The sequence below is a fragment of the Gordonia caeni genome, from assembly GCF_039537105.1.
Classification (GTDB): domain Bacteria; phylum Actinomycetota; class Actinomycetes; order Mycobacteriales; family Mycobacteriaceae; genus Gordonia; species Gordonia caeni.
The window spans coordinates 173,492-186,859 of sequence record NZ_BAAAZW010000001.1 but is presented as its reverse complement, the minus strand read 5'-3'; the positions used below and the strand labels follow the sequence as shown (position 1 = coordinate 186,859).

Below are 13,368 nucleotides of genomic sequence, written 5' to 3'. Positions count from 1 at the left end.
GGACGGCCCTGTGATTCCGCCCGCATCCGCGGTGGCCGTGTCGGCCGCTCGACGGTAAGGATGGAGGGGACCGGCGACCTCGAGGGAAACGGACACCGAATGCACGTGTGGGACACCTTGCTCGATCGCTCCGTGATCGCGGGCTATTCGCGGCTCGGCTACGCGCTGCGCGCGGCCGGCCGCTCCGACGACGATCCCCGCCCCGGCGCGCTCGCGGGGCGCACCGTGGCGGTCACCGGCGCCACCTCGGGGATCGGGGCGGCCATCGCCGAGGGCGTGGCCGCGCTCGGCGCGCACGTGATCGTCGTGGGCCGGGACGGCGAGCGTGCCCAGCGGGTGACCGCCGGGATCGTCGAGCGGTGCCCGCAGGCGCGGGTGAGTGTGGAGCTGGGCGACGTCTCCGACGCCGAGCAGGTGCGCGATCTGGCCGCGCGCCTGAACCGCCGCGACGTGGACGCGCTGGTGCACAACGCCGGCGTGATGCCGCCCGAGCGCACCGACTCCCCCGACGGCCACGAACTGTCGTTGGCCACGCATGTCCTGGGGCCGATCGCGCTGACCGAACTGCTGCTGCCCGCGCTGCGGCGCAGCCCGGATGCGCGCGTGGTCTTCATGTCGTCGGGCGGCATGTACACCGCGCCGCTGCCCGTCGATGACCTCGACTACCGGGACGGGCAGTACTGGGGTGCGCGCGCCTACGCCGGCTCCAAACGGATCCAGACGGCCCTGGTGCCGCTGCTGGCCGACCGCTGGGCAGCGGCCGGGGTGATGGTCGCCGGCATGCATCCGGGCTGGGTGGACACCCCCGGTGTCAGCGGATCCCTCCCGCGGTTCGCCACCCTCGCCGGGCCGCTGCTGCGCGGCCCCGCCGCGGGCGCCGACACCGCAGTCTGGCTGCTGGGCACCGAGCCCGCGCCGCCGACCGGCGGTTTCTGGCACGACCGCCGTCGGCGCCCCGAGCACTACCTGCGGCGCACGCGGTTCAGCGAGGCCGAACGTCGAGCGGTGGGGGAGCGGGTCGCTCGCATCGTCGACGACGAGTACCGCTGAGCTCTCGCACGAGCCGCGCGGCACGGCGGCCGACGAGAAAACTCCGATCCGCACCCATCCGCTTGTCCCACCGGTCCGAATGACCCATGTCACTGCTGACGGCGCCGACACCTCGCCGGCGCCACTCACAAGGGAGTTCGAACCATGGGTACTCGCACGACGACCACCGCCAAGACCGGAGCCCTGACCAAGATCGCCGTGGTGGGCTGTTCGCTCGCCGTCGCCGCGGCGATGACCGCCTGCTCCAGCGATGACTCGACCACCAGCTCGCCGAGCACCACCATGTCCACCGGGATGATGACCGACATGACCTCGGCCGACGGCTCCACCGCCGCCCCGGCCGGGCTGATCGGCGCCGGCTGTGCCGATTACGCCGCGCAGGTGCCCACCGGGCCCGGCTCGCTCGACCAGATGGCCACCGAGAAGCTCGGTGTCGCCGTCGCGAACAACCCCATGCTGACCACGCTCGCCGCGGCCGTCTCCGGCAAGCTCAACCCCGACGTCAACCTCGTCGACACGCTCAACAGCGGCGAGTTCACCGTCTTCGCCCCGGTGGACTCGGCCTTCGCGCAGGTTCCCGCCAGCACCCTGGACGCCCTCAAGACCGACACCGAGGGCCTCACCGCGCTGCTGACCTACCACGTGGTTGCCGGCCAGGCCGGCCCGGACAAGGTGACCGGTGAGCACAAGACGGTGGAGGGCAGCATGCTTACCGTGACCGGCAGCGGCGACGACACCAAGGTGAACGGTGCGGGCGTCATCTGCGGCGGCGTGAAGACGGCCAACGCCACCGTCTACTTGATCGACCAGGTCCTGATGCCGCCGGCCGATCAGAACTGACCGCCCCGACCTCGATCAAGCGCTCGTCGACGACGGTGCCCGACCCTCGCGTCGTGCACCGTCGTCGACGGGCATCCGCACGGACACCGACAACGCGAAGGAAAAACCATGACACGCAGAGCTCATCGAACCTGGGCCGCCGCGATGTGCGCGCTGGCGTTGGCCACGGGTGCCGGTGCGGGCGCGGCGGTCGCCGCCCCGTCGGGCGGCGGACCGGCACCGGTGCCCCGGGTGGAACTGGACCGCTATCTGGGCACCTGGCATCAGCTGGCGGCGGTACCCGCGCCGTTCAATCTCGTGTGCGCGCGGGACACCACGGCGCGGTACTCGGCGACCGACGACGGCGAGGTGAGCGTGCGCAACTCGTGCACCACCTGGGCCGGCACCCCCAACACCATCACCGGGCGGGCGACGGTGCTGGACCGGGAGACCGGCGCGCAGCTGCGCGTCCGCTTCCCGGGCGTCCCGAACTGGGATCAGTCCGAGAAGGTGCCCAACTACATCGTGGTGGGCCTGGATCCGGACTACGCGTGGGCGGTGGTGACCGATCCCAGCCGCCGGTCGGGTTTCGTGCTCGCGCGCACCCCGGCACTCGAGCGCGCCGACTGGACGGCGGTGCGCGCGGCCATCGCGGCCGCCGGCCAGTCGGACTGCACCTATTTCACCTCCCCGGCCACCGGCGGGCTCAGCGGCATCGCGCCGCTGTGCACGACGCCGCGGTAGGGACCGCTTCAGGCCCTGCCCAGCTGGTGGTCGAGGCATTCGGTGAGGTTCGGTCGCCGGAACCGGTGGCCGTGGGCGGTGAGCACCTCCGGGAACACGGCCTGATCGGCGAGCGCCAACTCGCGGGCACCCTGACGACCGAGCAGCAGCCGCGGGCCCCACTCGGGGACCGGCAGCAGCGCGGGACGATGCAGAACCTGCGCCAGGGTGTCCGCGTACTCGTTGGCGCTCGCCGGTTGCGGTGCGACGGCGTTCACCGGTCCGCGCAGCCGGTCGTCGTACAGGGCGCGGTGGTAGACGTCGATCAGGTCGTCCAGATCGATCCAGCTCAACACCTGGCGGCCGTTGCCCAGCCGTCCGCCGAGTCCGGCGGCGAAGATCGGCCGCTGCAACTGCAGAGTGCCGCCCAGCGGGCTCTGCACGATGCCGGTGCGCACCTGCACCGTCCGCAGCCCGGCGTCGGTGGCCGGTGCGGTCGCCGCCTCCCACTCGCGTACCACTCCGGCCAGGAAGTCATGGCCTGCTCGTGCCTGTTCGTCGAGTTGCGCACCGGGGCGGTCGTGCCCGTAGTAGCCGATCGCCGAGGCGCTGACGAAGGTGAGGCCGCCCTCGGCCGCGGCCCGCTCGGCCAGCCGCCGCGTCGGACCCACCCGACTCTCCCGGATCTGCGCCCGGTGCCGGTCGGTGAAGCGGCCTGCGATCGGGGCGCCGGCCAGATGGATCACGGCGTCGACGCCGCGGAGCAGATCCACGGCCGGGGCCTCCGGATCCCAAGTCCGCTCGTCCGGGCCGTCGGCGGGCCGGCGGACGAGACGGATGACGCGGTGGCCGCCGGTGGTGAGGAAGGCGCAGAGCTGGGTGCCCACCATGCCGGAGGCGCCGGTGACCGCGATGGTTTGCGCCTCGAACCCGGCCGTGAAGGCCGCCGCGTGCCGGGCCAGATCGTCGGCCACTTGACGATGCCGGAAGCGGAATGTCGAACGCAGGGCGGCGGCCGGCACCGCGGTGGTGACGCGATCGGTCATCCGCGTGCGTCCGGGCTTTTCCGGCGTGAACTCGTGTTCGTGGCGCCAGGTGCCCGACAGGGCGGCAGGGGCGGTGCGTGCGTCGACGGTGATCCGTTCGTCCGCGAAACGATACGGGGGCCGGTAGTCGTCGATCCGATGTTGCGCGCACCAGCGCAGACCGCCCGGCAGTCCCAACAGTGCCCGACCGTCGGCCAGGGACGAGGCCTCGCGCAGCGCGCGCATCGGCTGCCACGGCGGCAACAGCCGGAGCAGGGCGCCCGGGCGCGCATGCCAGGCGAAGACCTCCTCGCACGGCGCGTCGACGGTACTCGAGTAGCTGATGCTCATGGTGGGACATCCTTTCCGTACGACCACGGTGACAGGTCGGCTCGTCCAGTTATTCGGAACGGCCGCGCACCCGGATGGCGCACGCGGACCCATCCGGGGACGCCGCGGCTCCGAATGCCGGTCGTGATGAATCAACGACTGGCATCGGGATCCGGACGCGTCGCGGTGATCGGCAGCGGCATGAGCGGTCTGACCTCGGCGTTCCTGCTAGCGCAGCAGCACGAAGTGACCTTGTTCGAGGCCGACGACCGGCTCGGCGGGCACGCGCACACGCATCTCGTCGACACCCCGGACGGCGCGCGGGTGGCCGTCGACACGGCCTTCCTGGTGCACAATGATCGGACCTACCCCACCCTGCTGCGCCTGTTCGGTCACCTCGGCATCGCCACCGCGGACACCGACATGTCGATGTCGGTGCGGTCCGAACGGACCGGGCTGGAGTACGCCGGAGCGCGGGGTGCGGCCGGACTGTTCCCGTCGTGGCGCAACCTCACCAGCGGTCGTTACCTGCGGATGCTCGTGGAGGTGAAGCGCTTCCACGGCCTCGCGCAGGCGGTGCTCGACGATCCGGCCGACGACGAGCCGCTCGGCGCCTTCGTCGAGCGCACCGGCCTGTCGACCTACTTCCGCGAGAACTTCCTGCTGCCCCTCGTGGCCGCGGTGTGGTCGTGTGACGCCGACGACGCGGAGCGGTACCCGGCGCGATATCTGTTCGAGTTCCTCGACCACCACGGGATGCTCTCGGTCTTCGGGTCGCCGCAGTGGCGGACAATCACGGGCGGCTCGGCGGTGTACGTGGACGCGGTGGCCGCGTACGTCGAGGACCACGGCGGGCGAGTCGTGCGCGGAGCCCCGGTGAGCGACCTGCGCGAGACCGGCGACGGCGTCGAGCTGACCGCGGGCGGTGCGCGCCAGCGGTACGACGGCGCCGTCGTCGCGACCCACTCCGGTCAGGCCCTGGCCCTGCTCGGCGCGCCGTCGGCACTCCAGCGCGCCGTCCTCGGCGACCTGCGGTACGCGGCCAAGCCCGCCGTACTGCACACCGACGAAAGCCTGCTGCCCAGGGCGCGCGCGGCGCGGGCCTCGTGGAACTACCAGATTCGCGACGACGGCACGCAGGTGGCGGTGACATACGACCTGACCCGACTCATGCGCCTGCCGCACGGGCCGGAGGTTCCGGGGCGCCCGCGGCACCTGCTCACCATGGGGCGCACCGACCTGGTGGATTTGGGCACGGTGCTGGCGTCGATGACCTACGAGCACCCGATCTACGACCTGGCGTCGGTGGCGGCGCAGCGGCGCCTGCCGGAGATCGACACCCCCGCGATCGTCTTCGCCGGCGCCTACCATGGGTGGGGCTTTCACGAGGACGGCGCCGCCTCCGGGCTCCGCGCCGCCCGGCGCTTCGGCGGCGTGTGGCCCGACGAGCGGGCCGACCGGCCGGCGGCGGTGCCGCGATGACCGCCCCGGTGCCGTCCCTGGTGTTCACGCGCATCCATCACGCCCGCCGCGCGCCGGTGGAGCACGCCTTCGCCTACCGGAGCCTGAGCTGGCTAGTGGACGTCGACGACCTCCCGGTGCTGCCGCGCGGCCTGCGGTGGGCGGCCCGCTTCCGCGCCGACGACCACTTTCCGGAGCAGAGCTGGCCGGGGCAGACCCTGCGGGGTCGGCTCGACGCCCATCTGGCCGACGTCGGCGCGCCGGCGATCGACGGCCGGGTCACCGCGCTGCTGTCGCCGCGGGTGGCCGGCTACGTGTTCAATCCGCTGTCGGTGTTCTGGTGCCACGACCGGGTCGGACGGCTGCGCTGCGTGATCGCCGAGGTGCACAACACCTACGGCGGCCGGCACTGCTACCTGGTGCATCCGGACGCGCGCGGTCGCGCCGAGGTGGACAAGCAGTTCTACGTCTCCCCGTTCAACGACGTCTCCGGCCGCTACCGGCTGGCCGTCCCCGAACCGGATTCCGCCGGACGGGTGCGCGTGGCCATCGCTTTGGATCGCCCGGGACAGCCGCCGTTCACCGCGACGCTGCGCGCGCAACTGCGGGCGCCGTTGGCCACGTGGCTCGTAGCGCTGCGCATCCGCGTTCACGGCATCCGGCTGTGGGCGCGCGGCCTGCACATTCACCCCAGACCCCGACCGTCGGTACCGACGAGGAAAGGACATGTTCGATGATTGTCACCGACTGCTGCGATCACACCGAGGTGTGCGTCGATGCCACCGCCTGGCCGGATGTGGCGCTGCCGCGCGGCGGCAAGCTGCGCGCCGCGGCGGCCGGCCGGCTGTTCGCGGTGGCGACCCGGCGTCTGCCGCTCTCGATCGAATACCCGTCCCGGGCTCGCGGGGCCCGTCGCGACACTCGGCGAGCTGCCGGAGAAGTGTTGCCGCGCATGATTATTCGCGATCCGGATGCGCTCTTCCGGCGGGTAGGCGCCGACGGCCTGATCGGCTTCGGGGAGGCCTTCATGGCCGGCGACTGGACCACCGACGACTTGGTCGGGGTGCTCACGCCCTTCGCCGAACGGGTCGCCGAGCTGGTGCCCGCCCCGTTGCAGCGCCTGCGCACGCTGGTGCTGCCCGGGCATCCCGACGACGAACAGAACACCGTCGCTAACACCCGGTCGAACATCTCGCGGCACTACGACCTGTCCAACGACCTGTTCGCGGCGTTCCTGGACGAGACCCTGAGCTACTCCAGCGCCTACTTCGGCACCGACGAGGCCGCCGAGACGGCGGGCTGGGACGATCTGGCTGCGGCACAGCGGGCCAAGATCGACCGCCTGCTCGATCAGGCGGGGGTGGGACCGGGTACTCGGCTGCTGGAGATCGGCACCGGCTGGGGCGAGCTCTGTCTGCGGGCCGCCGAACGCGGAGCGCAGGTGCGGTCGCTGACTCTGTCGAGCGAGCAGCGAGAGCTGGCGCTGACCCGGATAGCCGAGGCCGGCCACGCCGAGCGGGTTCGCGTGGACCTGCTCGACTATCGCCTGGTCGACGGCGAATACGACGCCGTGGTGTCGGTGGAGATGCTCGAGGCGGTGGGCCGCGAGTACTGGCCGGAGTACTTCCGCACCGTCCAGCGGGTACTCGCTCCCGGCGGCCGGGCGGCGATCCAGGTGATCACCATGCCGCACGAGCGCATGCTCGTCTCCGGATCGACGTACACCTGGGTGCACAAGTACATCTTCCCGGGCGGCTGCCTGCCGTCGATCGAGGCCTTGCGGGAGGTGGTGGCCACCGCGACGGATCTGACGGTGACCGACGAACTGGCGCTGGGCCGCCACTACGCGCGCACGCTGCGGCTGTGGCGCGAGCGGTTCCGTGCGCAGTCCGCACTGATCGGCCGTCTCGGCTTCGACGCGGTCTTCGAACGGATGTGGACCTTCTATCTGGCGTACTCCGAGGCGGGTTTTCGCGCGGGCTACCTTGACGTCTATCAGCTGCGTCTGGACAAGCCCGCCGTCGCCGCGCTGCCGGACTAGTGATGATTGCGGTGCTCGGGGCGGCTAGGCTGTCGGTCGATGACGACGCCCGCAGCCCGGAGAATGGGCCCCCGGAGAGAGAGTCGGACGTGACCGCCGACGTCGCCGACCTCGAGGACTTGCTGTCCCGGGTGGCCGACGGAGACCGCGGGGCGTTCGCGGAGCTGTACGACCGGACCAGCGCCCGCGTCTACGGGATGGTGATGCGGGTTCTCCGCGACCGCGGCTACAGCGAAGAGGTCACCCAAGAGGTATACCTGCAAGTGTGGCGGGAGGCGGGCAGCTTCCGCGCCGAGCGTGGCAGCCCGCTGTCATGGCTGCTCACCATCGGGCACCGTCGTGCCGTGGATCGGGTGCGCGCCGAGTCGTCTGCGTCGGATCGGGAATCGCGGTACGGACGCGCCGCGTACGTGGCAGAGACCGACGGCGTGGAGTACGAGGTACTCACGCGGGAGGAGGCGCGGCGCGCCCGGGACTGCTTCGAGACACTGACCGACCTGCAGGTCGAGGCGGTCAGCCTGGCCTACTACGACGGGCTGACCTACCGCGAGGTCGCCGACCGGCTCACGGTGGCCCTGCCCACGGTGAAGAGCCGGATTCGTGACGGACTCAAGAGGTTGAGGGGGTGTTTGGGCGGTGATCGATGACTCCGACCTTCACGAACTCGCCGCTGTGTTCGCGCTCGATGCGCTCGACGACGTCGAACGTGCGCGGCTGCTGCGATCCCTCCGCGAGGCCTCGGACGCCGAGCGTGCCGACTTCGACGCCGAGGTCGCCGCGATCCGCGAGGCGATGGCCGACCTCAGCGCGACGACGGCCTTGGCCCCGCCGCCCGCCCTGCGGGCGCGGGTGCTCGACGGAGTCGACGCCCTGCCCGCGCGGACCGAGACGCCCGGCCCGCCCGACCGGAATCGGCTGCGGTTGTTCGCCGCGGCCGCGGCCGCGGCGGTGCTGCTCGGGGCCGGCGGCGTGGTGCTGGGCTACACGCTCGGCGGCGACGCGGAACCGGTGAATCAGACGACGGCCGAGCAGGTCTTCGCCGCACCGGATGTGCGCACCACCAGCGGCGAGGTGGCCGGCGGTCGGGCGACCATCACGTACTCGCCAGAGGCCGGGGAAGGCATTCTGGTGATGAATCAGGTTCCGCAGCCCGCCCCGGGCACCATTTATCAGATGTGGCTGGACGGCCCGGGCGGTCCCCGACTGGCCGGCACCATGTCCGACGCCGATGTCGCGCCGTCGACCACCGCGACCCTGCACGACATGGGCGGCGCCACCGCGGTCAGCTTCACCGTCGGCGATGCCGCCACGCCGGACGAGATGATCGGCGAGCCCGTCGCCCGGCTCCCGCTGTCGTGACGCCCGGCTAGGCTGACGAGTATGGAACCCGTATACGACACGGTGATCGGCGCGGCACGCACGCTGTGGCTGGCCCAGGGCCTCAAGTTCAAGATCTCCGGCGTCGAGAACGTGCCGGTGAGCGGGCCGGGCGTGGTGGCGATCAACCACACCGGCTACCTCGACTTCACCCTCGCCGGCATCCCCGCGCACCTGCAGGGGCGGCGCAAGGTTCGCTTCATGGCGAAGAAGGAAGTCTTCGACAACGCGATCGGCGGCCCCATCATGCGGGCCCTGCGGCACATTCCGGTGGACCGCGGCAACGGTGCCGAGAGCTACCAGATGGCCGTCGACTATCTGCGCAGCGGCGAACTGGTGGGCGTCTATCCCGAGGCGACGATCAGCCGGAGTTTCGAGATCAAGGCGTTCAAGTCCGGCGCGGCGCGCATGGCCCTCGATTCCGGGGCTCCGATCATCCCGTCGGTGATCTGGGGTGCCCAGCGCATCTGGACCAAGGGACACCCGAAGGCGCTGGGCCGGAACAACTTCAAGATCGCCATCGGCGTCGCCGAGCCGATCCTGCCCAACGGCTCCGCCGAGGAGATCACCGCTCAGTTGCACGCCTCGATGTCGGCCAAGTTGCTGGAGCTGCAGGACATGTATGCGCAGTGGAATGGTCCGTACCCGGCCGGGGAGTTCTGGGTGCCGGCCCGCCTCGGCGGCGGCGCACCGACCCTGGACGAGGCGAATGCCATGGATGCCGCCGATGCCGCCGAGAAGGCCGCGAAGCGGGCCGCCCGCGAGCAGCCGGGCGAGGGCTCCGACGAGGCCTGACGTGGAACCGGTCTTTCGTGCGCTGGAGATCACGGCCGGCGCCCTGGTCCGGGCGCAAGGCATGCGCCGCAGCTTCTTCGGGGTGGAGAACATCCCGGTCACCGGCGGCTTCGTCCTGGCGCTGAACCACACGGCGTACACCGACTTCCTGCCGCCCGCTCTGGGGCTGTACCGGGCGGGCCGCCGCGCGCGTTTCATGATCAAGTCCGAGGTGATGGACATCGCGATCATGCGGTTCCTGGTCACCCGCACGCGTGCGGTGCCGGTGGACCGGTCGGCCGGCGCCCAGGCCTACCGCGCCGCCGTCGACTCGCTGCGCGGCGGGGACGTCGTGGTGGTCTACCCGGAGACCACGATCAGCCGCAGCTTCGAGCTCAAGGAGTTCAAGACCGGGGCGGTCCGGATGGCCGCCGAGGCCGGCGTGCCGGTGGTGCCCGCGGTGTGCTGGGGCGCCCAGCGCCAGTGGAGCAAGGGCACCGCGCGGCGCATGGGCTTCGCGCGGATCCCGGTGGACGTCCGGTTCGGCGCCCCGATCGACTATCCGCCCGACGTGGACGTCGAGGAGGCGACCCGGCAGTTGCACGCGGTGATGGAACAGCTGTTGCACCAGGTCCAGGACGAATATCCGGAGGCTCCGGCCGGGGCCGACTGGCTGCCGGCCCGCCTGGGCGGGAGCGCGCCGACACCGGAGGAAGCCCTGGTGATCGAGAACGCCGAGGCGGAACAGAAGGCGCGACGACGCGCCGAGAAGGCTGCAGACAACAAGAACGGGGACGAACACCGATGAGCGCACCGGCCTGGGGGCCGCCGAGTCTGATCGCTTCGGACGTCGACGGCACACTGCTCGACGACCACGATCGCGTGACGCCGCGGACCCGGCGGGCACTCGAGCGCGCCCGCGCCGACGGGGTGGAACTGGTACTCGCCACCGGCCGGCCGCCGCGCTGGATTCCGCAGATCACCGATCAACTGGCTGATTCCCCGGCGGCGGTGCGGTACGCGGTCTGCGCGAACGGCGCCATGGTCTACGATGTCGTCGCCGACGAGATCTTGCACGTCGATGCCCTGGCGGTCGATGTCCTGCACCGGGTCGCCGAGGTGGTCGCCGAGCGGCTGCCGGGCGCGGGACTGGCCGCCGAGCGTGCGAGCACCGTCGCGGGTAACGGCGACGGCGACGCCGCCACCGCGCCGTTCGTGGCCACGGCGGGTTACGAGCACGCCTGGCTCAATCCCGACCACGTGCAGGTGAGCGACGAGCACATCTTCGCGATGCCCGCGGTGAAGCTCCTGGCGCGGGTACCCGGGATGGCGTCGCGGGACATGGCGCACCGGGTGCGTCCGGCGCTCGACGGCCTGGCCGAGGTGACCTATTCGACCGGCAGCGGTCTGATCGAGTTGTCGGTGCCGCGGGTACACAAGGCCAGCGGGTTGTCGTGGCTGGTGGCCAACAGCGACGTCGCAGGCGGGAGGCCGATCGCTTTCGGCGACATGCCCAACGACATCGAGATGCTGCGCTGGGCGGGTCTCGGCGTGGCGATGGGGCACGGCGACCCGGCCGCGATCGGCGCCGCCGACGAGGTGGCCCCACCCAACTACGAAGACGGCCTAGCCCAAGTCCTCGAGCGCTGGTTCTAACCACCGAGGCCCCTGGTCGTCCCGCGCGTGTCGCGCCCCTCTCGTGATCTCGCGCCCGCAGCCGCACGCGCGACATGCCACCAGGGGCGCGACACGCCAACTGGGAGCCGGGGCGGGCCGGGGCAGCCCCGCCTGCGCTGTTCGATTCGTGTTCGACAAGCGTGACCTGCTTGTGACCGCGCTGGGTTGTGGAGCATGCCGCAGAGTCACTACTGTCACATAAGTCCCATTAATCACACGGGCCACAGGCTGCAGCTGAGGTCCCGCGCGAATGAGGTAGTGCAGTGCCCCAGATCAGACCAGGCCGAGCCAAGAAGCGGAAGTTCACCTTCGCCGCCCTCGGGCTCGCTCCCGTGCTGCTGGCCGGCGGTCTCGTCGCCGGCGGCGGTCAGTGGATCGACTCCACGGGCATCTCACTTCGTGCGGACTCGCCCCTGACTCTTCAGGGTCACGGCCACGGTCACGGCCGCGGTCTGGGGCAGTGGGGCGCGTACGGCTACGCCAAACAGGGCTGGAATGCCGACAAGATCCTGCGCCACTACTACGGCAACACGACCGCGGGGAAGGTGGACAACCCCGACATCACCGTCTCGCTCAGCGAGAAGAAGTCGGTGAGTGTCCGCGCGGACGCCGGTGCCAAGGTGGCTGGCCAGACGGTGGCTCCCGGACAGGCGGTCAGCCTGTCCGGGGGTAACGCCACCATCACCGACGGCTGCGGCGGCGCCGTGGTCAAGACCGTGCCCGCCCAGTGGGTGGACCCGGTCAACCCGGGCTCGGGCCGCCCGGCGAACGAACTGCTCACTTTCTGCAGCGGCGGCGACAAGTACCGCGGCTCGCTCGGCCTCGGCGCCGACGGGGTAGCCAACAAGCTCAAGGTGGACGATTACGTCAAGGGCGTGATCCCCAAGGAGTCGATGCCCGCATGGGCCGACTCCGGCGGGTTCGAGGCGCTCAAGGCGCAGGCGGTCGCGGCACGCTCGTACGTGCTCGCGGGCCTGGCGGCGGGACGCAAGATGAACAACACGCAGCAGTCGCAGGTGTACCACGGCGCCGCCGGTGAGGATCCGCGCACCAACCGTGCCGCCGATGCCACCGCAGGCCAGGTGCGCATGCGGGCCGGCAAGCCCGCGCTCACCGAGTTCTCCGCGTCGACCGGCGGTTACACCGCGGGCGGAGACTTCCCGGCCGTGGTCGACGCCGGCGACAAGATCTCCCCGAACCACACCTGGACCGCCACCGTCAGCCCGGCGAGCATCGCCTCGGCCTTCGGCGTCGGCGCCCTCCGCAGCTTCGAGGTGATCGAGGCCAACGGGCTCGGCGGCGGCAGCGGTCGCGTCGGCAAAGTCAAGGTGGTCGGCAGCAGCCGCACCGTCGAGGCCACCGGCGACGAGGTCCGCCAGAAGCTGCAACTCAAGTCCGACTGGTTCACGGTCCAGGGGCAGAAGAGCATGCCGAAGATCGTGCGCCCTCCGCAGGGCCCGACCGATCCGGGTGGCGCCGGCCTGGGCGGACTCCTGGATCTGAGCCCGCTGACCAATCTGCTCTCCGGCGGCTCGCCGGATCTGTCGGCGCTGGGCCTGAGTGATCTGAGCGCGGTGACCGGCCAGCTGACTCCGATCATCGAGCAGATGATCGCCACCGGGACCGGCATGCTGGCGGCCAAGCAGGTCGACCTGGCGCGCAGCGACAACGCCAACGGCTCCACCGGCGTGGTGAGCAAGGACCGCAGCGACAACGCCAACGGCTCCACCGGCGTGGTGAGCAAGGACGAGTCCGACAACTCGCAGGGTTCCACCGGCACCGTCGCCAAACCGGAACTGGTGACCGACGGCAAGGGGATCCACGGGCTGCTGCAGGTCCTGGAGAACGGTGTCATCTACTACAGCCCGGCCACCGGCGCGCACGCGCTGTTCGGGCAGGCGCTGACCGACTTCCTGAACGGCGGCGGCCTGGCGGTCCTGGGTTTCCCGACCGCCGACGGCCTGCGCTGACGACCGACGAGCACCAGATCACTCCTCCGCCCGGGCGACCGGCGGGGGAGTGATCTGTCTCTACGCGGGGCGAACGGCCGTCGTGCCTTGCCAAACACTCAGGTTCGGTCCGATAGCCTGA

General features: G+C 71.2%; 13 protein-coding genes. 12 read left to right on the top strand and 1 reads right to left on the bottom strand.

Annotated features, from left to right (window positions below):
* The first annotated feature begins 99 nt into the window (after positions 1–99).
* The 3 genes from ABD732_RS00885 to ABD732_RS00875 all read left to right on the top strand — a co-directional run bounded on the left by ABD732_RS00885 (position 100) and on the right by ABD732_RS00875 (position 2,613).
* Positions 100–1,050, top strand: coding sequence for an SDR family NAD(P)-dependent oxidoreductase (locus ABD732_RS00885; protein ID WP_344779627.1), 951 nt, complete (start codon positions 100–102; stop codon positions 1,048–1,050).
* Positions 1,051–1,194: 144 nt separating this feature from the next.
* A complete protein-coding gene (locus ABD732_RS00880) occupies positions 1,195–1,890 on the top strand; it encodes a fasciclin domain-containing protein (RefSeq protein WP_344779625.1) in 696 nt (231 codons plus the stop codon).
* A 108-nt stretch (positions 1,891–1,998) separates the two neighbouring features.
* Complete coding sequence (locus ABD732_RS00875; RefSeq protein WP_344779623.1) at positions 1,999–2,613, top strand: lipocalin family protein; 615 nt, start codon at positions 1,999–2,001, stop codon at positions 2,611–2,613.
* A gap of 8 nt (positions 2,614–2,621) precedes the next feature.
* Here the strand turns inward: ABD732_RS00875 and ABD732_RS00870 are convergent, their stop codons facing one another.
* On the bottom strand, positions 2,622–3,968 hold the full coding sequence (locus ABD732_RS00870; RefSeq protein WP_344779621.1) for a TIGR01777 family oxidoreductase: 1,347 nt from the start codon (positions 3,966–3,968) through the stop codon (positions 2,622–2,624).
* A 126-nt stretch (positions 3,969–4,094) separates the two neighbouring features.
* On the opposite strand from ABD732_RS00870, the gene ABD732_RS00865 reads away from it, so the two are divergent.
* From ABD732_RS00865 to ABD732_RS00825, 9 genes are all read left to right on the top strand, one after another.
* Positions 4,095–5,429 (top strand): NAD(P)/FAD-dependent oxidoreductase, encoded by a 1,335-nt coding sequence (locus tag ABD732_RS00865; protein WP_344780328.1) that lies wholly within the window; start codon positions 4,095–4,097, stop codon positions 5,427–5,429.
* Positions 5,426–6,145: a DUF1365 domain-containing protein gene (locus ABD732_RS00860; RefSeq protein WP_344779619.1), complete on the top strand. Its 720-nt coding sequence runs from the start codon at positions 5,426–5,428 to the stop codon at positions 6,143–6,145. Before ABD732_RS00865 ends, ABD732_RS00860 begins: the two co-directional genes overlap by 4 nt.
* A complete protein-coding gene (locus ABD732_RS00855) occupies positions 6,142–7,449 on the top strand; it encodes a class I SAM-dependent methyltransferase (protein ID WP_344779617.1) in 1,308 nt (435 codons plus the stop codon). The genes ABD732_RS00860 and ABD732_RS00855 overlap by 4 nt, the downstream gene beginning before the upstream one ends.
* Before the next feature lie 2 nt (positions 7,450–7,451).
* Positions 7,452–8,096 (top strand): ECF RNA polymerase sigma factor SigK, encoded by a 645-nt coding sequence (sigK, locus tag ABD732_RS00850; RefSeq protein WP_344779615.1) that lies wholly within the window; start codon positions 7,452–7,454, stop codon positions 8,094–8,096.
* Positions 8,086–8,808, top strand: coding sequence for an anti-sigma factor (locus ABD732_RS00845; protein ID WP_344779613.1), 723 nt, complete (start codon positions 8,086–8,088; stop codon positions 8,806–8,808). The genes sigK and ABD732_RS00845 overlap by 11 nt, the downstream gene beginning before the upstream one ends.
* A 21-nt stretch (positions 8,809–8,829) precedes the next feature.
* Complete coding sequence (locus tag ABD732_RS00840; RefSeq protein WP_344779611.1) at positions 8,830–9,621, top strand: lysophospholipid acyltransferase family protein; 792 nt, start codon at positions 8,830–8,832, stop codon at positions 9,619–9,621.
* A 1-nt stretch (position 9,622) separates the two neighbouring features.
* Positions 9,623–10,408, top strand: a complete 786-nt coding sequence (locus tag ABD732_RS00835) for a lysophospholipid acyltransferase family protein (RefSeq protein ID WP_344779609.1) — start codon at positions 9,623–9,625, stop codon at positions 10,406–10,408.
* Positions 10,405–11,256 carry an HAD family hydrolase gene (locus ABD732_RS00830; protein ID WP_344779607.1) on the top strand — a complete coding sequence of 284 codons (852 nt, stop codon included), beginning with the start codon at positions 10,405–10,407 and terminating at the stop codon, positions 11,254–11,256. Before ABD732_RS00835 ends, ABD732_RS00830 begins: the two co-directional genes overlap by 4 nt.
* Before the next feature lie 284 nt (positions 11,257–11,540).
* On the top strand, positions 11,541–13,247 hold the full coding sequence (locus ABD732_RS00825) for a SpoIID/LytB domain-containing protein (RefSeq protein WP_344779605.1): 1,707 nt from the start codon (positions 11,541–11,543) through the stop codon (positions 13,245–13,247).
* Positions 13,248–13,368 lie beyond the last annotated feature (121 nt).

Excerpts from the sequence above, each read along its gene's own strand:
- ABD732_RS00875 (WP_344779623.1), top strand. The coding sequence starts at position 1,999 with ATGACACGCAGAGCTCATCGAACCTGGGCCGCCGCGATGTGCGCGCTG.
- ABD732_RS00840 (WP_344779611.1), top strand. The coding sequence starts at position 8,830 with ATGGAACCCGTATACGACACGGTGATCGGCGCGGCACGCACGCTGTGG.
- ABD732_RS00880 (WP_344779625.1), top strand. The coding sequence starts at position 1,195 with ATGGGTACTCGCACGACGACCACCGCCAAGACCGGAGCCCTGACCAAG.
- ABD732_RS00830 (WP_344779607.1), top strand. The coding sequence starts at position 10,405 with ATGAGCGCACCGGCCTGGGGGCCGCCGAGTCTGATCGCTTCGGACGTC.
- ABD732_RS00860 (WP_344779619.1), top strand. The coding sequence starts at position 5,426 with ATGACCGCCCCGGTGCCGTCCCTGGTGTTCACGCGCATCCATCACGCC.
- ABD732_RS00870 (WP_344779621.1), bottom strand. The coding sequence starts at position 3,968 with ATGAGCATCAGCTACTCGAGTACCGTCGACGCGCCGTGCGAGGAGGTC.
- sigK (WP_344779615.1), top strand. The coding sequence starts at position 7,452 with ATGATTGCGGTGCTCGGGGCGGCTAGGCTGTCGGTCGATGACGACGCC.
- ABD732_RS00865 (WP_344780328.1), top strand. The coding sequence starts at position 4,095 with ATGAATCAACGACTGGCATCGGGATCCGGACGCGTCGCGGTGATCGGC.
- ABD732_RS00885 (WP_344779627.1), top strand. The coding sequence starts at position 100 with ATGCACGTGTGGGACACCTTGCTCGATCGCTCCGTGATCGCGGGCTAT.
- ABD732_RS00855 (WP_344779617.1), top strand. The coding sequence starts at position 6,142 with ATGATTGTCACCGACTGCTGCGATCACACCGAGGTGTGCGTCGATGCC.